The sequence below is a fragment of the Microcoleus sp. MON1_C1 genome (assembly GCF_036701945.1).
GTDB lineage: Bacteria > Cyanobacteriota > Cyanobacteriia > Cyanobacteriales > Microcoleaceae > Microcoleus.
Genome location: NZ_JAUBRO010000042.1, coordinates 35,365 through 52,594 on the forward strand (window position 1 = coordinate 35,365; position 17,230 = coordinate 52,594).

General features: G+C 44.7%; 16 protein-coding genes. 7 read left to right on the plus strand and 9 right to left on the minus strand.

Annotated elements, in window-relative coordinates; genetic code table 11:
• Positions 1-108 precede the first annotated feature (108 nt).
• Both QUA62_RS21735 and QUA62_RS21740 read right to left on the minus strand, forming a co-directional pair.
• On the minus strand, positions 109-516 hold the full coding sequence (locus tag QUA62_RS21735) for a DUF309 domain-containing protein (RefSeq protein ID WP_333406613.1): 408 nt from the start codon (positions 514-516) through the stop codon (positions 109-111).
• Between the two features lie 147 nt (positions 517-663).
• Positions 664-1,026, minus strand: a complete 363-nt coding sequence (locus tag QUA62_RS21740; protein ID WP_333282733.1) for a ferredoxin-thioredoxin reductase catalytic domain-containing protein — start codon at positions 1,024-1,026, stop codon at positions 664-666.
• A gap of 300 nt (positions 1,027-1,326) precedes the next feature.
• On the opposite strand from QUA62_RS21740, the gene cas6 reads away from it, so the two are divergent.
• The gene (gene cas6 / locus QUA62_RS21745; protein WP_333406615.1) at positions 1,327-2,457 is read left to right on the plus strand and encodes a CRISPR-associated endoribonuclease Cas6; all 1,131 of its coding nucleotides are present in this window, start codon (positions 1,327-1,329) and stop codon (positions 2,455-2,457) included.
• A 63-nt stretch (positions 2,458-2,520) separates the two neighbouring features.
• Here cas6 and QUA62_RS21750 read toward each other — a convergent pair whose 3' ends face one another.
• Positions 2,521-3,957, minus strand: coding sequence for a DUF2079 domain-containing protein (locus tag QUA62_RS21750; RefSeq protein ID WP_333406617.1), 1,437 nt, complete (start codon positions 3,955-3,957; stop codon positions 2,521-2,523).
• A 9-nt stretch (positions 3,958-3,966) separates the two neighbouring features.
• On the minus strand, positions 3,967-5,550 hold the full coding sequence (locus QUA62_RS21755) for a DUF2079 domain-containing protein (protein ID WP_333406619.1): 1,584 nt from the start codon (positions 5,548-5,550) through the stop codon (positions 3,967-3,969).
• Between the two features lie 127 nt (positions 5,551-5,677).
• Between QUA62_RS21755 and dxr the strand changes: the two genes are divergently transcribed.
• A complete protein-coding gene (gene dxr, locus QUA62_RS21760; RefSeq protein WP_333282742.1) occupies positions 5,678-6,868 on the plus strand; it encodes a 1-deoxy-D-xylulose-5-phosphate reductoisomerase in 1,191 nt (396 codons plus the stop codon).
• A 356-nt stretch (positions 6,869-7,224) separates the two neighbouring features.
• Here the strand turns inward: dxr and QUA62_RS21765 are convergent, their stop codons facing one another.
• On the minus strand, positions 7,225-7,737 hold the full coding sequence (locus QUA62_RS21765) for a phosphoribosyltransferase family protein (protein ID WP_190660905.1): 513 nt from the start codon (positions 7,735-7,737) through the stop codon (positions 7,225-7,227).
• A 54-nt stretch (positions 7,738-7,791) separates the two neighbouring features.
• On the opposite strand from QUA62_RS21765, the gene QUA62_RS21770 reads away from it, so the two are divergent.
• Positions 7,792-8,541 (plus strand): pentapeptide repeat-containing protein, encoded by a 750-nt coding sequence (locus QUA62_RS21770; RefSeq protein WP_333406621.1) that lies wholly within the window; start codon positions 7,792-7,794, stop codon positions 8,539-8,541.
• Between the two features lie 327 nt (positions 8,542-8,868).
• Here QUA62_RS21770 and QUA62_RS21775 read toward each other — a convergent pair whose 3' ends face one another.
• Both QUA62_RS21775 and QUA62_RS21780 read right to left on the minus strand, forming a co-directional pair.
• A complete protein-coding gene (locus QUA62_RS21775) occupies positions 8,869-9,069 on the minus strand; it encodes a hypothetical protein (RefSeq protein ID WP_039886773.1) in 201 nt (66 codons plus the stop codon).
• A 736-nt stretch (positions 9,070-9,805) separates the two neighbouring features.
• Entirely contained in the window at positions 9,806-10,003 is a 198-nt protein-coding gene (locus QUA62_RS21780) for a hypothetical protein (RefSeq protein ID WP_006632170.1), read from the minus strand.
• 226 nt (positions 10,004-10,229) lie between these two features.
• Between QUA62_RS21780 and QUA62_RS21785 the strand changes: the two genes are divergently transcribed.
• Together QUA62_RS21785 and QUA62_RS21790 are read left to right on the plus strand one after the other, a co-directional pair.
• Positions 10,230-10,646: a hypothetical protein gene (locus QUA62_RS21785; RefSeq protein ID WP_333406623.1), complete on the plus strand. Its 417-nt coding sequence runs from the start codon at positions 10,230-10,232 to the stop codon at positions 10,644-10,646.
• A 989-nt stretch (positions 10,647-11,635) separates the two neighbouring features.
• Positions 11,636-11,815, plus strand: coding sequence for a hypothetical protein (locus QUA62_RS21790; RefSeq protein WP_333406625.1), 180 nt, complete (start codon positions 11,636-11,638; stop codon positions 11,813-11,815).
• 188 nt (positions 11,816-12,003) lie between these two features.
• Here the strand turns inward: QUA62_RS21790 and QUA62_RS21795 are convergent, their stop codons facing one another.
• Both QUA62_RS21795 and QUA62_RS21800 read right to left on the minus strand, forming a co-directional pair.
• Positions 12,004-12,309: a transposase gene (locus tag QUA62_RS21795; protein WP_333406627.1), complete on the minus strand. Its 306-nt coding sequence runs from the start codon at positions 12,307-12,309 to the stop codon at positions 12,004-12,006.
• Positions 12,310-12,385: 76 nt separating this feature from the next.
• A complete protein-coding gene (locus QUA62_RS21800) occupies positions 12,386-12,634 on the minus strand; it encodes a hypothetical protein (RefSeq protein ID WP_333406629.1) in 249 nt (82 codons plus the stop codon).
• Positions 12,635-13,175: 541 nt separating this feature from the next.
• On the opposite strand from QUA62_RS21800, the gene QUA62_RS21805 reads away from it, so the two are divergent.
• Positions 13,176-14,036: a calcium-binding protein gene (locus QUA62_RS21805; protein ID WP_333406631.1), complete on the plus strand. Its 861-nt coding sequence runs from the start codon at positions 13,176-13,178 to the stop codon at positions 14,034-14,036.
• Positions 14,037-14,313: 277 nt separating this feature from the next.
• Complete coding sequence (locus QUA62_RS21810; protein WP_333406633.1) at positions 14,314-17,229, plus strand: tetratricopeptide repeat protein; 2,916 nt, start codon at positions 14,314-14,316, stop codon at positions 17,227-17,229.
• Position 17,230: the final 1 nt, after the last annotated feature.

The window sequence follows — 17,230 nt, forward strand, 5'->3', positions numbered from 1 at the left end:
AAGAGGCTCGTTCCACAGCAAATTAATATACTTGGGCAGCCGGCAAGAAAGCCAGCCCTCCTCTGTGTAGATGCCAAGTATACTGCACACCCTAATACAAACATTTATTTAACTTTTTGGTAGTTTGATAATTCGCGGCAATTGCAAGCCTGCAACTTCTGTACCTGCGAACAACTGTTGAAATTTAGCTACTTCTTCCGGGCCAGCTTGTTGCAAAGCGCTCAAAAGTTTAGCACTTTGTCCGAGCAAGTCTTCAACGGCAATTCCGGCATAACTCGGCTGATAATAACTGAGCCGATTTATTCCTTCTCCCAGCAAGATTACCGCACCGCGCCAGTTTTTATTTCCTAAGTGATAAAGCGCGACCGAAATTTGCAATATTCCCTGATAAAACCTTTTTTCCGGCTCGCCGGCTTCCATCCACAAAGCCTCTAAAGTATCGTGACAAGCGTAAAATTCTTGGCTGTTAAACTGTTCGATACCTTGCCAAAAGTCGAGCGGGATTTCCTCTATCATTCGATTGGAGATTGGGGATTTTCGATTGCGGATGTGTCTGTGAGTAGGCGGCGATCGATTTTTTTTAAATAGCTAAGTCTTAAAAATAGGAAAAATAACGACCTCTTTTCACAACTACTGCCATTTAACGACCGCCTACTTAACCGATTACATAGTCTCTCTGACAGCTTTAATCTGATCCATTCCTATTTCCTGATTAGTTCCAGCGAAATCGTTATCTGGCGTCAGAAATAACATACAGTGACACTCTTTGCGCTCGCGCATGGGAATGCAGGGACAGTTCCAGTAGGCGGCTTTTACTTCGGCTTCTTTATCTTCGTAATGGCGACAAGGGCATAAGGGAGCGCCTAGTTCATCTTTGTGTTTTGCTAGTCCTTCTATCACGACTGCAGTGACGGAAGGCTCGGAACAAAAGTAAGTTCCCGTGCGCTTGGCATAGGTTTCGGAGAAATTCTTCATCGCCTCCAAAGTTTTTTCGTTGGAGAGTTTAGATTTTTCTGTTGTGTTCATAGTTAAGGATCGGAGTTGAGGATGCTACGAGCTTTTAACAATTGTAGCGCAGAATGTGATTTTAAACACTTGTATATTTCTGTTTACTTACAAGGAGGAAAACCTTGACAAAGATTGAGTTTTAGGTTGTTGGTTTTTTACTGGTTTTTGTCTATCCGGGAGGGCGCGGGAAACTGGTGGCAGACCCGGTTTTTGAAGCAGCCAAAAGATTTGGGCGATCGATCGCCCTCAACAATCATCCCCCAAAGGGGATAAAAATCGGATAATATAGCACAGCGCTGTCCTTGTTAGTGGCATCTGATGGCAACTTCCCCGAACCGCACCCGCACCCGCGATCTAAAATCTCCTCCGTCTGGGCTGATTTGGCCGGCTGACACCGAGTTAGTCGGATTAGTGTTTGAATTGACTCCCGGCGCTGCTAGCTATCTGTACGCGCAGTATGCTATAGGTTTGCACGCTTGGTTTTTAGGTCAAGTACAGCAAACTGATCCGGATTTATCGAAACTTTTGCACGATGAACAGTCAGAAAAAGCCTTTACTATTTCGGGATTGGAAGGTGATTTGCTCCCCGGCGGCAAAGAATTTCAGCTTTTGGGCGATCGAATTTATCGCTGGTACGTAACAGGACTTTCAAAGCCAGTAGTGCAGTGGCTGAGTCAGTGGCTGCAAAATTTGCCCCAAGAGATAGATTTGCGAAATGCTCCGCTGCTAATTCGCTCTTGGGATATTGCTTTTGCTCCCACAACTTACCAGCAATTATTAACAGCAGAACCCCCCTTGTCGCCAACCATCAAACTTAGTTTTGTGACTCCTACAAGCTTTCGTAGCAAAGGCCATCACTTCCCTTTGCCAGTTCCCGAAAATGTTTTTCACAGCTATTTGCGCCGCTGGAATAACTTTTCGGGGGTAAATTTTGACCAAGCAGAATTTTTGAGTTGGATTGATGAAAATGCAATTATTAGCCGCCACAAATTGGAGTCGCAAAAGGTAGCGGCGGGCAAAAAAGGCATGGTAACGGGCTTCACTGGGGCTGTGGAATTTGGGCTAGGGCGATCGGCTCACAATCGCCCTGATTTTGTACAATTATTTTATGCTTTGGGGCGGTTAGCGCCTTACTGCGGCACGGGCCACAAAACTACTTTTGGATTGGGACAAACGCGAGCACAATGGTTGACAGAAGCGCTACCTGAAGTGTCGATACAAAGCGTATTGGCGGCGCGAATAGATGAATTGACAGAGAAGTTTATGGCGCACAGAAAGCGTACAGGCGGAAGTCGCGCTGCTGAGATTGCTGAAACTTGGGCGACGATTTTGGCGCGCCGCGAATTGGGGGAATCTTTGTTTGATATTGCTGCTGATTTGGAAATGCCTTATGAAACTGTGAAAACTTACGTGAAGTTGGCAAGAAGGGCTTTAAAAGTGGAGGATTAGCGCAAATTTGTTGACTGATGACTGATGACTGATGACTGATGACTGTTGACTGATGACTGCTAACTAATGACTCTTAGTAAATAGATATATCTCGTCTCGCTGATATTTGAGTTGAAATTGAGGGGTGTTTTTTAGTTGAGTTACTAGGTTTTTAACAAATTCTAGATCGCTCATCCAGCCAGGATATCTGAGGTTCAACAATACATAATCAAATTCTGCGAGATTTGCAGGCGGCGCGTTAGCCTGAGTTAATCTTACTACAGGGCGGTGCGCTAAATGCGGAGCAATCTGAACATTTGTTAAAACACTGCCTTTGGTTTCAACAAGAGAAATTGCCTCTCTGGTAGCTGGCAAAGTGTCGATCCCATTTAAATAAATAGTCCAAAAATAGCCGTATTTCGCTAAAGCTAAGAAAGCAATCAACGACCAAATTACAATGACTCTAGGCAATGGATAATTAGGAATTGGCAATCTATCAAATATTGTCTTTCCCTTTTGCTGATTGCTAGCTGCTAAACTGGAAATTACGGCAACCAACAAAAACGGCAATATCGGCACAGAATATTGATGAACTAAATCCCGCTGAGCGGGGCGATCGGAAAGAATATTCATTGCCAACATCGGCACAGCACTAATTAAAGATGACAGATGACGCGGGGACAGCCACCAAATTACTGGTAAGAGCAATAAGGCTAAATATTCCAAAGTTTCTAAAGAAAATAAACGCCCTAAAACTAGATTTGGTTTCACTATTAAATTAATAGCAATTTCCAAAACAGAGTTGCCCAAATATTGATATCGCCCAATTGCCGCGTGTTCTCTTCCCTGATTAAAATACGGTATAACTGCCTGAGTAACTACCAGGAACCAACCCGCGCCTAGAAAGAGAGCTATGAGCCCACAATTGCGTTTTTTGTCAAAACACAACAGCCACAAACCCATCGCAGCCACAGTTAAAGATAGGACGGCTTTGCAGCTCAAAACTAATACAATAGCAGCACAAAACCACAAGGTTTTATTCAGCCTCGCGGCTAAGATTGCTGCTAGCAGTGCTGGTAAAGCAATGACTTCTGGGTGGAAGTCGAAGAGATTGACATTAAATACTAATGGATAGAGGAGGTAAATACAGGCGATCGCCCAAGATATGCTATTATTTAATCCGGCTTGACGTGCCAAACTCCAACTCGGCCAAGCGCCTAAAGCTAGGGAAACAGCTTGCACTAAAAAAAGCCAGTGAACATCTGGATATATTTTGTAAAGTAAAGCTAGTGGATAGAAAATAAAAGCGGCGTGATCGCCCCAAATATTTATTGCCATTAAAGAGGAAAATGGCGTTTGGTTTTGGGAGATTAAATAAATTGCTTGGTCAAAAATTGCTAAGTCGAATGCAGTTGACTGAAACAAAGCGTGTCGCGCGCTGCTGGCGGCAAATAAGACTAGCGTTGTCACGACAATCATTAAAAATACTGGATGAGATTTTAGGGATTTTAAAGTTAGCATTTTATTGGTTTAATCAGCCCTTCGTTTAAATAGGACAACTTCGTTTTTTTTATAAGTTAATTTAAAATCGGGAGAGTTTTTAAGTTGATTTGCTAAGGTATTACCAATTTTTTCCGTATCAGGCCAGGGATGCCGCAGGTTTAATAATATGTATTGAAATTCAGCTAAATTTGTTTGGGGCGAAATTTGTGAAAGCAATTTTACTATTGGGCGGTGGGCAAAGTGAGGGGCAAGTCTATTATCTGTTAAAATACTGCTTTGGGGTTGAACTTGTGCGACTGCTTCGCGTGTAGCTTGCCAGGTATCTAGTCTATTTAGGTACAGATAAAAATCTTTATATTCGCCCACACCTAGGAAAATTAGTAATGACCAAATTATCATGATTCTCGGCAATTGAATTCCCTGCCAAAGTTGAGAAATTCGGAAGTTTTTAAATGGTCGCAGATTGACCCATGTTAAAAACTGTTGCTTATTTGCTTTATCCTCTTCCTTGTTGCCTTTTATTTCTTCCGTCTTCCTGGTTTCTTCCTTGGCGATTACTGCTAAAAATAAAAATGGAATTACAGGCACTGAATACTGATAGGCTAAGCTGCGTTGAAATGACAAGTCAGAGAGGATATTGATGAGCAGGGTAGGGATGGCAGGAATTAGCGCTGTTAGATATTGTAGGCGTAGTTTGCCGGAAAAGGGCAATAGCAGCCAAATCACAGGTAAGGTGAGCAGAAATAAATATTTGAATGTATCGAAGGAAAGGATTTTTCCTAATACTAACTGTGGTTTTAATATGAGATTGATGATAATTTCTAGTACGGATTTGCCTAAATAGCTGTAGCGCCCGACTCCAGCGACTTCGCTGCCGCTAAAGAAGGGGATTATTTTCTGGGAAGCTATCAAAAACCAAGCTGCACCGAGCAAAAGTGCGATCGCCCCGCACCGTTGCTTTTTTTCGCAAAAAAACAGCCAGAAACCCATAGCAACAACGGTTAGGGACAAAACCGCTTTGCAACTCAAAATTAACAGAATAGCGGTACAAAACCACACAATTTTATTTAAACGCGCCGCTAAAATTGCTGCCAAAAGTGCGGGTAAAGCGATTACTTCCGGGTGAAAATCAAATAAATTGATGTTAAATACCACCGGATAGAGCAAATAAATCAATGCGATCGCACGGGATTGTTCTTGATTCAAACCTGCCAAACGCGCTAAACTCCAGGTAGGCCAAGCCCCCAGGGATAATGCAACTGCTTGTACCAACAGCAGCCAATGCACATCCGGGGAAATTTTGTACAGCCAAGCTAGCGGATAATAAATTACCGCTGCGTGATCGCCCAAAATATGAATCCCCATTAAAGAGGAAAAAGGCGTTTGGTTTTGGCTGATCAAGTAAATTGCTTGGTCAAAAATTCCCAAATCGAAAGCAGTTGATTGAAATAAAGCGTGCCGTAGACTGCTACACAAAAAGAAAATTGCCGCAGCAGTAGCGATCGCCCCAACCAAACTCGACGGTAGCTGCGATCGACCTTCCTCTGTATTTTCGGCGATCGAGACACTGATGTCCTCACTGGAATCAGCAAAATTTTCCCTATTCTGCATGAAATCTGGCACTAGGTGGTCACTCAAAATATGATTCCATCGAATGTGCTTTCCACGCAATAGTTAACCACTAATTTTTATCCCCGCAATCGTAATATTAGAATAATCCACAAAACATTAAAAAATTGTGAAAGCAATAACTCTTCTCGGCTCCACAGGCTCCATCGGCACTCAGACTCTGGATATTGTAGCTCAATACCCCGATCAATTTCGGATTGTCGGGTTAACCGCCGGACGAAATGTAACGTTGCTGGCCCAGCAAATTCGCCAGTTTCGACCGGAAATTGTCGCGATTTGCGACGAAGATCAATTACAGGAATTGAAGGAGGCGATCGCAGATCTCGACCCTCAACCTATTTTACTTGCTGGCGAGTCAGGCGTTGTCGAAGTTGCCCAATACGGTGACGCTCAAGCCGTCGTCACGGGCATAGTTGGCTGTGCCGGTTTGCTGCCAACAATTGCTGCTATCAAAGCAGGCAAAGATATCGCCTTAGCCAATAAAGAAACATTAATCGCAGGGGGCCCCGTTGTCAACCCCTTAATCGAAAAATACGGCGTTAAAATATTGCCGGCTGACTCGGAACATTCGGCCATTTTTCAGTGCCTCCAAGGTGTTATGGTTGGCGGGTTGCGGCGAATTATTCTCACTGCTTCGGGGGGGTCTTTTCGAGATTTGCCGATCGACAAATTAGCCGCAGTAACAGTAGCCGATGCTTTGAAACATCCGAATTGGTCGATGGGTCAGAAAATCACGATCGATTCTGCTACTTTGATGAATAAAGGATTAGAAGTAATTGAGGCTCATTACTTGTTCGGAATGGATTATGACGACATTGATATTGTCATCCATCCTCAGAGCATAATTCACTCGTTAATTGAACTGCAAGATACCTCGGTTTTGGCGCAATTGGGATGGCCGGATATGCGCTTGCCGCTGCTTTACGCTTTGTCTTGGCCGGAGCGAATTCATACAGATTGGGAACGGCTGGATTTGGTAAAAGCTGGGGATTTAACTTTCCGAGAACCCGACCACGAAAAGTATCCTTGTATGCAGTTGGCTTATGCGGCGGGACGTGCGGGCGGTTCGATGCCTGCGGTGCTGAATGCGGCAAACGAACAGGCAGTAGCGCTATTTTTGGAGGAGAAGATTCAGTTTTTGGATATTCCCAAGTTGATTGAAAAGGCGTGCGACAAACATCAAACCGATAACTGTGAAAGTCCTGGTTTAGACGATATTTTGGCCGCGGATAGGTGGGCGCGGCAGGAAGTTTTGGCAGATAGTATGGAATTGGGCGATCGTATTCTTTCGGTTCGCTAATTGTATTAGCAGACTTGCACTTACCCACAAGCCCGCCGGGAATTAATTCCCCGTCTCATAGCTAAAGTTGGTTGAAATTGAGATATTGCACCATTCTCAAGAACAGGCAAGATGCCTGTTCCACAAAGAGTGAATTTTTTTGTGGGGTGGGCTTCTAGCCCGCCCCTAAAAGGCTTATTGAGAATGGTGCAAGCTCAGAGTTGAAACAGACTGCCAAACCTTAATAAATATTCAGTTTTCTTTGAGAGGACTTTAGCTATGAGACAGGGGTTTCAACGCCGGACGGACTATGCCAAAAAGTGCAAAATATCGCCCAAACCATGTTAAAAGTTGACCAGATGTTAGCCTTTTATAGACTAACTCCCAACTTTCGCCGCCAAATCAGCCGCACTCATCTTTTCGTACATTTCAAAAGGTTGGTGAATCCAAGGATTGTCAGCCAAATAATCTACATAATAATCCGGCTTTGCAACAGAACAAGCCTTGTACCAGAGTACAGCAGTCCGAATTTCCTGAATATCATCGCCGTAGCGACTCTTCAGCCAAGCAATACTTTGATCTAAACTAATTCCCGAATCCACCAAATCGTCAATCAAGAGAATGTGGCTCCCCAAATTATCGCCCACCATTGTCAAATCGCGGGCAAACTCGATCGCACCCCGGACATTTCCCTCGGCCCCACCATAGGACGAGGCCGCTAAAATCGCCAGAGGTTTGTCGAAAATCCGCGACAGAGTATCCCCAACGCGCAGCCCTCCCCTCGCCAGACAGACAATTCGATCGAATTTCCACTGAGATTCCTCAATTTTTACAGCCAAATCCTCAATTTTCCGATGGTACTCAGGCCAAGAAACGTAAAGGTCGCTCATTCCTAATATTATTGAAATATCAAAGGTATTATTAAATATTTTGGGGAAAATGACATGGATGCAGAGGAACTTCTCAGACGGTATGCAGCCGGAGAACGGGTTTTTCACAAAGTAGACCTGGCCGGGGTCAATATGTCAAGGACAAACTTGCGCGATATTGACCTGAGTCACGCTAATTTAAAAGGTGCAAATTCGATCGGTCTCACCCTCTACAGAGCTAATCTGTATCAAGCAGATATCAGCCAAGCCAACCTCTCTCAAGCCAACCTCATGTCCGCTAATTTTGGCGAATGCGACGCGGTGGGAGCGAACTTGAGCGGAGCCATCTTGCGGAGTGTCGTGTTTAGCGGGGCAGATTTAACGGGGGCGAGTCTCAGGGGTGCAGACATGAGAGATGCAAACCTTCAGGGGGCAATTTTGATTCAAGTTTATGCAGTTAACGCTAACTTGCAAGGTGCAAACTTGACAGAAGTGAAGCTTTGCGGAATCAACCTCAGCAAAGCCAATTTAACCGATGCGAACTTAACACAAGCTGACCTCAGCCATGCTAACTTAACTCAAGCAAATTTGAGCTGGGCAAATTTGACGGAAGCAAATCTGGAAAAAGCTGATTTGAAGGGAGCCGATTTGAGCGGAGCTAACTTGAGCTGTGCAAATCTCCATCAAGCAGATTTGAGCGGAGTTTCCCTTAAGGGAGCAAATCTCCGGGGAGCAAACTTACATCAAGCTTCTTTGCGCGGGACAAATTTGAATGAAGCGAATCTCAGAGAGGCCATGATGCCTGACGGCACAATCTCTGACTAAATAAGCTGAGAAAATAGAAGTTAAAACCGCAGGGTGCTTGTGGCGCACCCTACATTTAGGCTAATGCCTGATTTTTTTAAGGGGATTTAATTCTGCGTTAATCTCATGCGCCCAAAAATCGAGAGAAGCCCCGGACTCCTGTTGTGGAGAGGCAAAAATTTTAGAGTGTTGTTCAAGCTCCCAGATTCATCTGTGGAGTAAATCTAAAATCTCAAATTGCTAGAGTGACCGGGACTCCACGGTTCGACTGAGCGCTTGCGGAGGTCTAAAATCCAAAATTGACTGACAGTTCATTTAAAGAGAGTGGCAAAAAAATTTGGCGATAATTTAATCTACAACCTTCAGCCAGCCCCGGCGAACGGCGTGGAGCAAGCGGTTGATGGCTATTTGATCTTCTTCGGTAAGACAGTCATTTAAGAGCGCTGTCTGGAGCTGTTGTCGGTGAGTGGGAGTCAGCAGACCGGAGTGATATACCTGAAAGACTAGCTCTGCAATAGTAAATTGAGGTAAAAGCGTTTGGGTTGTCATCATGTGTTTTTTTTTGAACTCGCTTTTGACAGTATTGACTAATTTTTCCAAAATTTATGTGATTCAACTACGGAAGTAAATGTGATCGATTGGCTCTTGATGAGTGATTTGTGTCAGCCGAACTAGGGGATCGGATATTTCCTCGATAGCCCTGCTACTTGAAACACAAACCCCGTCGCGATTCCTCGCTTCTGGCAACCCCCACATCTCTACTTTTGGTTAAGAAACGGTGACAAATAAATTAATATTTATCTATTAAGAGATTACTAATGACTGCTAGCGAAATCGCTCGGCTTAATTCAACGTAAAACTTTTAGCGTGTTTAGAAGCCCGCTTTTACCTACATTTACCTAGTTTCTTGCTGTGTTCTTGTTTCCGTGTATATACTTAACGATCCGCCCAAAGACAGATACAAGTTTTCGATAGGAGTCCCCAGCAGCCCCAAATTTTAGGCCCTAGTTAAAGCTCCCAGATTCATCTGTGAAGTCAATCTAAAATCTAAAATCTAAAATCTAAAATCTAAAATCTAAAATCTAAAATCGACTGACTGCTTCCAATCAAAAATCCCGGCTTCTTCAAGAAACCGGGTCGAGCTTTTCGATCGCAGTACAATTTTTTTTGGAGAGGGTTAATGGAGCGACCTACTCACGAAAATCTTATTGTTGGCAATTATTGTTGGCAAAGCTTGACAGGAGAGACAGTAGAAATACTCATCTCAACTTCTTGTGTGAGGGAACTAATCGGAAATCCTGACCCATCCGCGGCGGATGGCGTGCAGCAGGCGGTTGACTGCATCTCGGGCGTCTTCGCTGAGAGCGCTTTGGCAGAGTTCGCGGAGCCCGTGGCTTTCAGTGCGAGTCAGATTGCCTGAATGAGTGACTTGATAGAACAGTTCAGCGATCGCGCGATCAGATTTTAAAGTCAGAGCTTGCATGAAATCTCGTTGAACTCGACTATTATAATATCGAACATTTGAGAAAAGAGTAGGGTGATTGCCGTCGGGTAAGCTGTGTGATTTTTCTTGGCTCGATTTGTGACCGAAGTCTGCGAGTATACGTGAGTTAAATCACAGAAAACCAAAGACCTCGATCGCATAAGCTATGATTGGGGTGGTAGCCTCAAGGTCTGACAAAACCTCGAAAAGCCCTCAACGCAAGGCTTTGAAGTCCTTAGACCGCCGCGCAGCGGGAGTAAGTCCGCTCTACATCGCAGGTCTGGACTCGGAGAGCTGTGAAACTTTGGGTTTTAGATACTTGCAGCTTGCAGCTCAGGGCATAAAGTTGCGAGCTGCGAGCCACGGCCTGAGATACAATAATTATAAATACTTCTATCTCATCTATAGGCAGGCAGGTAAAAAAATGATAATGATTAGCTACTTTTTGATTGCCTTAATCGTTTTTCTTGTTTGGTTCAAAAGTTTTTGGAATGATACAGCCACATCTAAAAAAGACGTGATATCTTGGATAGCCTTAATAATGGGACCTCTGTTTTGGCCTGTTGTTGTGCCCCTATCCCTTTTGCAAATTACCAGCAAAAAGTCTGTTGTAAAAACAGCTCAATGCGATCAAGAATTATAATAAATTGTGGAAGTAACTGGCTTCAACATAGTTGGTTATCTCGTCCTAAATTATTCGGCAGGCATCGCTTCTGGCAGCGAGTAAATGAGCTGGTTTCAGTGTAAAAATGCAGCTAGAAGGTAGAATTCAATAAAAACTCTGAATCCTAAAACAGTATTTTTTTACCGAGCTCAAATTCTGCCTTCGGCTTTTTGACCCCGCCCGAAAACGGATACAAGTTTCCGACAGGAGTCGGCAGCAGCCCAAAATTTTAGGGGATCTTGTTCAAGCTCTCAGATTCATCTGTCGAATAAATCTCAAATCTCCAATCGTTCAACTGAGCGAGATTCACTGAGCGCTAGCCGAACCTCTCACGCCGAAGTCTCCAATCGACTGATGCCTACTTTTCTTCTGTCACATCGTGATTTAAGGGTGGGGCTCAGTCAAAATTGTCAGACGCAAATTGTTGGACAGCGACAGCAACATTTTTTTACTCAAAAATTATCGACAACCTCAACCAAGCTCAAAATTAATATGTAATGTAACAGGGCTTGTTCCTGGCAAAAATATAACTTCAGACATATTTTCGCCTGCCGCTGACCAACATAAGAATTTTTATTACTTCCGGCCACGGCGTACCATTAATCGAATGTGGGAAAATCCTGGCTAGGCGTTGAAAAACAGCTACGCTCTTTGGTATGTAACCTTTTCCAGAGCCCTCTCTTCAAATCGTAGCAGCTCTAAACAGAAAATTGTAGAGTTCGTTTATACCCAAATTGCCTAACTCTTACCGCAGTTAGATAGACAATTCAAGGCAGAGACTGCAACATGAAATAGGCAACAAAAACTGTTTCAAATCTCAAGTACGACTTATTTTAGGCGATCGGGCATCAGGAGTGTATAACGCGAGCCAGCTAAATTTTTAGAGGTGCGAGATGTTTGGGAACTTCTAAAAAAAAGTGCCGTCACGGTATCCAAATTCGTTATTTGCATAAAAAGTAGGAGTCAAAATGAACGAAGTATCTGAGAAACCAATTTATAGAGTTCTTAATCTATTGTCGCTGCTAGCGCTGAGCTACTATGCAGCTACTTCCATCAATTATATTTTCGAGAGTGACGCTCACATCTACAAGTACGACAGCCAGAGTAATGCCAACGTGTCACCAGCGCAACTAGAAGCACACCGCTAGGAATAAATTGTAGAGATTTTCTCTCAATGAATGCCGAACCAAAATTCTGGAAATTTGCTAATCGTTAATGATCAGCTCGAAGTTAACAACACTTAGTAAAAAAGTATTTTTGAAAAAAATAAATAAAATTTTCACTCACAGGTATTAGCCATCGAATGTACCACAAAACTTAACTATTTAATGAGTTCTCAAAAGATACCAGAGTGATGAAACGATGACCAAGCATTTTCATCAGTAAAAGCATTAATAGCTTTAGTAATCGCTTCATCAAGAACATTTGAAGGTGGATATACTTCAGAACGGAAAATCGCTGGGATTTTGGCCCAATACAAGTCTATCGGAGATAAATCCGGCGAGTATGGAGGTAAGAATTTTACCTGGGCTCCGATAGATGCCATCAAAAAACTGATGGCTTCAGCATTATCAACAGGTAAATTATTCATAACTACAATTGCGCCAACCCATAACTGGGGCAGGATTCGCCAGCAGCCCAAAATTTTATATCCTAGTTCCAGTTCCCAAATTCATCTCTGGACTAAATCTAAAATCTAAAATCTAGTGACAGTATCGTCACAAATCTACCGGCCCACCGTTCATCCCAACTTCACCAAAAGACGAGCGCTGCATTGTCTGATTGTCCGGATGGATGTGGCTCATGGTTGAAATGAGGGATTGTGGTTGAAAAACAGGGTTTTTTAGCCAAAATCCTGCGTTGAGCGTCAGGGATTTGGCTGGAAACATCAAGGTGATGAGGCTCAAAAGCCCGTCCGGGACTGTGTTGGGAGGCACTTTTGATTGAATCCGACCTCCAGCGTGCACGGGCTTGCTTTCAAAGCCAGCTAAAAAATTTTGATTTCTGGGGAACTATTAGCAAAAATCAAAAGTCAGGTCAACTACAGTGTACTTAAAAGAAATCGCAGCTCAGTTCCAGCCCCATTGCGGGCGATCGAACTCTCCGGCGATCGACAGTGCCAAGGGCCCGGTGCAAGTTCTCAATCTTGAGAGCATACTCCCATTAAAAATGGTCTCTGTGTATCTTCCGGCTATTGTTTTAATAATGACTAGCCACGCCGACGGTCATTATGGTAAACTCGCAAACGTTTAACGGGAATATTTTCGTGTTAGAGGAGGCAGTGGTGGAGTCGAGAGTCAAAAGCAGGAAACAACCGATATTTGCTGCTCAACGAATACAGGATTCAACTCGCGCTCCCAGGCTCGCTGCTGACAATTTAAATTACATGACAGCTTATAGCAGCCGGGTCAATTAGGGTCTCAACCGATGTCCGGTTTCATTTATTGAATCCCTTTGGAGGGAAAAGTGTATTGTAGAAAAATGATTGATCTTTTAGGAGGAGTGTAAATGACACAGGTAACAAATCCAACACAACCAGCAAGTTCACTATCTGGAGGTGCCGGTGGTTCAAACATTACCGGCATCCAGGGCAATAACAGGTTGAACGGCAGCTCCGGCGATGACATCATCCTGACTTTTGGGGGCGCAGATGTCATCGCCGGTGGCGCTGGCAACGACAACATTTTCTCCGGTGGCGGAAATGACAGTGTCGGCGGCGGCGACGGCAACGATCTCATCTACGCTGGTTCGGGCAGCGATGCGGTAGCTGGCGGCAGCGGCGACGACCGGATATTTGCCGGTAAAGGCGATGACCTCGTCGATGGCGGTGATGGCAATGACTTGGTTTCTGGCGACAGAGGCAACGACACCGTACTCGGCGGATCGGGCAGCGACAGTGTCTACGGTGGCCAAGGCAACGATATTGTCGACGGCGGCGACGGCAACGACAGTGTCTACGGCGGTAAAGAAAACGATACTGTCAATGGTGGCGGTGGCAATGACTTTATCTCTGGCGACAGAGGAAGTGATGTCCTGACGGGCGGTGCTGGCAGCGATACGTTCTTCTTCGCGAGTGCTGGTGGTGGCGATTTCCCCGTAGACACGATCACTGACTTTACCCCAGGCGAAGATAAGATCCGCTTGAAGCAGGGTGGTGTGTTCTCTGGTTTGGGCACCAGCTTCGAGGCAAGCGAGTTTGTCGTCGTTTCTAATTTCAACGCAGCCACTCCAGGAGCAACCACGACGAACAAGTTGGTCTACGACCCAACAAGCGGTACGTTGTTCTTCAACGGCACCAACGGAGTACTAACTGTGGCTCAGTTGCAGCCTGGCCTGACGATTACCTCGAACAACTTCGAGTTGTTCTAAAACAACTGGCTGTTGTGGGGCAGCACCGGATAAGATTCGGGGCTGTTCTCACAAAGCCGGTAGTTTTAAAGGATTTCAACCTCACTCTGCTACAAGCGGGGTGAGGTTGAAATATTCAATGCAGGAACTGAAGCAGAGGCAGTTAAAAAAAATTGATCGACAGCTATTGATAAAATTAATCGATCGCCCGATCGGGCAAAATATAAATACAAAGTTTTGAAATTAGAAGTTCTAGGTTTTACTGAAGCGGTAAAGAAACCGCAACTGCTGGCTAGCAATGATCACTGAAGAATATATCCGGCAAGCCCAAATTTATTTGAACCGGGGGAAGTTAACTGAGGCGATCGATTTTTGCAAAAAGGCGATCGAACTTCAACCGTTTTCGCCCTCGGCTTACACGACTTTAGGCGAAATCCTCGAAGCTCAAGGCGATCCGACGGCGGCAAGAGACGCTTTTGTGCAAGCTTTGGAGATTTCGCCGCAGTTTGTTCTGGCTCATGCTTATTTGGGTCAACTTTACAGCGACTATTCGTGGCTGGATGAGGCGGTTTTTCACTACCGACAAGCTCTGGATTTGAAACCAGATTGGGCGGAAGTTCATTATAACTTGGGAAATATTTTTCACAAGCAGGGTAATTTGTTGGGGGCGATCGACTGTTACCAAAATGCGATCGCCAAAAAACCCGATTATCTCGATGCTTTATACAATCTGGCTGTAGTTTTAGATGAAAATAGCCAGCTCGAAGCGGCAATGGATACCTACCGACAGGTGATTGCTCTGAAGCCGGATTACGTGGAAGCTTACAGCAATCTGGGTGTGATTTTGCTAAAGGACGATCGAACTGCTGAGGCGATCGAGGTTTACCAGCGGGCGATGGAGATTAAGCCGGATTGGGCAACGCTGCACAATAATTTGGGTCAAGCCTTGCTGGACAAAAGTCCGGAAAGGGCGATCGCATCTTACCTCACAGCTATTGAGTTGGAGCCGGACATGGTTTTGGCTCACTACAATTTGGGGAAAGCGTGGCAATTACAGGGGGAACATTCGGCGGCGGTTGCTTGTTTCGATCGCGCGATCGAGATCAATTCCGACTATATTTCGGGCTATACAGACGCCGGGTTTTCTTTGATGGTTTTGGGCAAAATTGCTGAAGCCATGCCTTATTTTGAGCGGGCAATAGCTCTGAAGCCTGATTTTGTTGAGGCTTACTGCCGCTTGGGAGACAGCCGTAGAGTTGCGGCGGGAGAAGAGGATGAATTGTCAAGGGCGATCGCTGCGTGCGATCGATTTCTCACAGCACTAACTGGAAGGAAGAGAGAAGGCACAACACCAATTTTGACACGGATACACGGATTAATTATCGAGCATGAGTCTGATGTTGAAAGAACAGGGAAGAAGTCCGAGGGAAGGCACGACACGGATTTTGACACAGATACACCGATAAATTCTCCACAACAGGGAAGAGGGAAGCAGGAAAAATTATCAATGCCCAATGCCCAATGCCCAATGCCCAATGCCCAATTACCAATTGCTGAAATTTGCGATAATTTAGCCGAAATTTACTTGCATTTGGGAAATGCTTTAACAGAGTACGGCGGACACGAATCTGCCGCCGCTTATTATCAAAAAGCTTTGCAAATTCAGCCACAGAATGCAGAGATTTACTGGCGGCTGGGAAATTCCTTAGCCCAGCAAAAGCGGTTCAGTGCAGCAATTGCAGTTTACCGCATGGCTTTGACGATTCAACCTGCTTTACCGCAGGTTTATTTTGAGTTGGCAAAACTGCTGGAAAAACAGGGGCGCTGGGAACGGGCGATTGATTATTATCAAAAGGTTTTAGATCTGCAATTGCACGGGTATGGGGATCAGAAACAGTGGAAAAAAGAGAGTTTTATCTCGCCAGCTCACAATTCTCTAAAACCTCCTCACGGTATTTACTTATCGAGTTGGGATTGGCTGGTTAATGCTAATTTGGATGCTGATAATTATGTGGAAATATTTTGGAAATCGGCACAAAAAGCAAGTGCAGAAAATATTCCGAATTCCCAATTTGCGAGATCCAATTCCAAATTGGCAAATTCCGAGTGTGCCGGGTTAACTTGCGGGCTGTGTTTGCAGCGACTTTCTAAGTGGTTCGATCCAGTGCATTTGGGTTGGGGAGTTTGCCGTTTGTCCAACGCGCAACCGATACCTGTGGCGCAGCCAAAGACTTTTGTGGCCGCAATTCCCAACGGTAGAGTTTGGAGTGTTCCGCAGGAAAATTATTGGCTGATTTGCAAGGCGATAGCTGTAATTACTCCTGACAATTATTTGTTGGCTGATGTGTCGAGAGATTATCCGGGGTTTTTACCTGGATGCGAAAAGCATGATGTTAGAAAACACAGCGTGTTTAAGTTAGAATCCTTCCCGTCTCTAAAGCAAATTGACGGCAGGGTGGCCGTGCTTTCTGGTTTGTCGGGAAATGTCTATTTTCACTGGATGGTTGATGTTTTGCCGAGGATAGAATTGCTGCGGCACAGCGGTAGGGATTTGGCGGAAATTGATTGGTTTTTGGTGAATAGTTGTCAGCACCAATTTCAGCGGGAAAGTCTGAGAATTTTGGGCATTCCCGAAGAAAAAGTCTTGGAGAGCGATCGCTTGCCTCACATACAAGCAACCGAGTTGATTGTACCTTCTTTTGCGGGATATTTGGGCTGGCCTTCTGGGTGGGCGATGGATTTTTTGAGGCGGGAGTTTCTCAAGGGAATTATACCTAGTTCGAGCTATCCAAAACGCATTTATATCAGCCGCAGCAAAGCAAGATACCGACGAGTTTTGAGCGAGGAAGATGTGGTTGAGGTTTTGGAGAACTTTGGCTTTGTTTCTATTTTACCTGAGTCCCTGTCTTTGGCAGAGCAAATTGCTCATTTTTACCACGCTGAGGTGATAGTGGCTGCCCACGGCAGCGGGTTGACAAATACAATTTTTTGTAGGCCGGGAACTCAAGTAATTGAGTTGGTGTCGCCTCACTATATCAGCCATTATTACTGGGGAATAAGTCAATATTTGCAGTTGGAACATTACTTTTTAGCGGGCGAGGCTTTTGAATGCTATCCTATTAGACAGTTGATGTATCAGAATTCGCTGACTGAGGATATTTTAGTGAACGTGAGTTCGCTGAAAAGGATGGTTGAGGTGGTGGGTTTGGGTTAGT

Bases quoted from the DNA above. Each gene is read 5' to 3' on its own strand.
- QUA62_RS21735 (WP_333406613.1), bottom strand. From the start codon at position 516: ATGATAGAGGAAATCCCGCTCGACTTTTGGCAAGGTATCGAACAGTTT.
- QUA62_RS21740 (WP_333282733.1), bottom strand. From the start codon at position 1,026: ATGAACACAACAGAAAAATCTAAACTCTCCAACGAAAAAACTTTGGAG.
- cas6 (WP_333406615.1), top strand. From the start codon at position 1,327: ATGGCAACTTCCCCGAACCGCACCCGCACCCGCGATCTAAAATCTCCT.
- QUA62_RS21750 (WP_333406617.1), bottom strand. From the start codon at position 3,957: ATGCTAACTTTAAAATCCCTAAAATCTCATCCAGTATTTTTAATGATT.
- QUA62_RS21755 (WP_333406619.1), bottom strand. From the start codon at position 5,550: ATGCAGAATAGGGAAAATTTTGCTGATTCCAGTGAGGACATCAGTGTC.
- QUA62_RS21765 (WP_190660905.1), bottom strand. From the start codon at position 7,737: ATGAGCGACCTTTACGTTTCTTGGCCTGAGTACCATCGGAAAATTGAG.
- QUA62_RS21770 (WP_333406621.1), top strand. From the start codon at position 7,792: ATGGATGCAGAGGAACTTCTCAGACGGTATGCAGCCGGAGAACGGGTT.
- QUA62_RS21775 (WP_039886773.1), bottom strand. From the start codon at position 9,069: ATGACAACCCAAACGCTTTTACCTCAATTTACTATTGCAGAGCTAGTC.
- QUA62_RS21780 (WP_006632170.1), bottom strand. From the start codon at position 10,003: ATGCAAGCTCTGACTTTAAAATCTGATCGCGCGATCGCTGAACTGTTC.
- QUA62_RS21790 (WP_333406625.1), top strand. From the start codon at position 11,636: ATGAACGAAGTATCTGAGAAACCAATTTATAGAGTTCTTAATCTATTG.
- QUA62_RS21805 (WP_333406631.1), top strand. From the start codon at position 13,176: ATGACACAGGTAACAAATCCAACACAACCAGCAAGTTCACTATCTGGA.
- QUA62_RS21810 (WP_333406633.1), top strand. From the start codon at position 14,314: ATGATCACTGAAGAATATATCCGGCAAGCCCAAATTTATTTGAACCGG.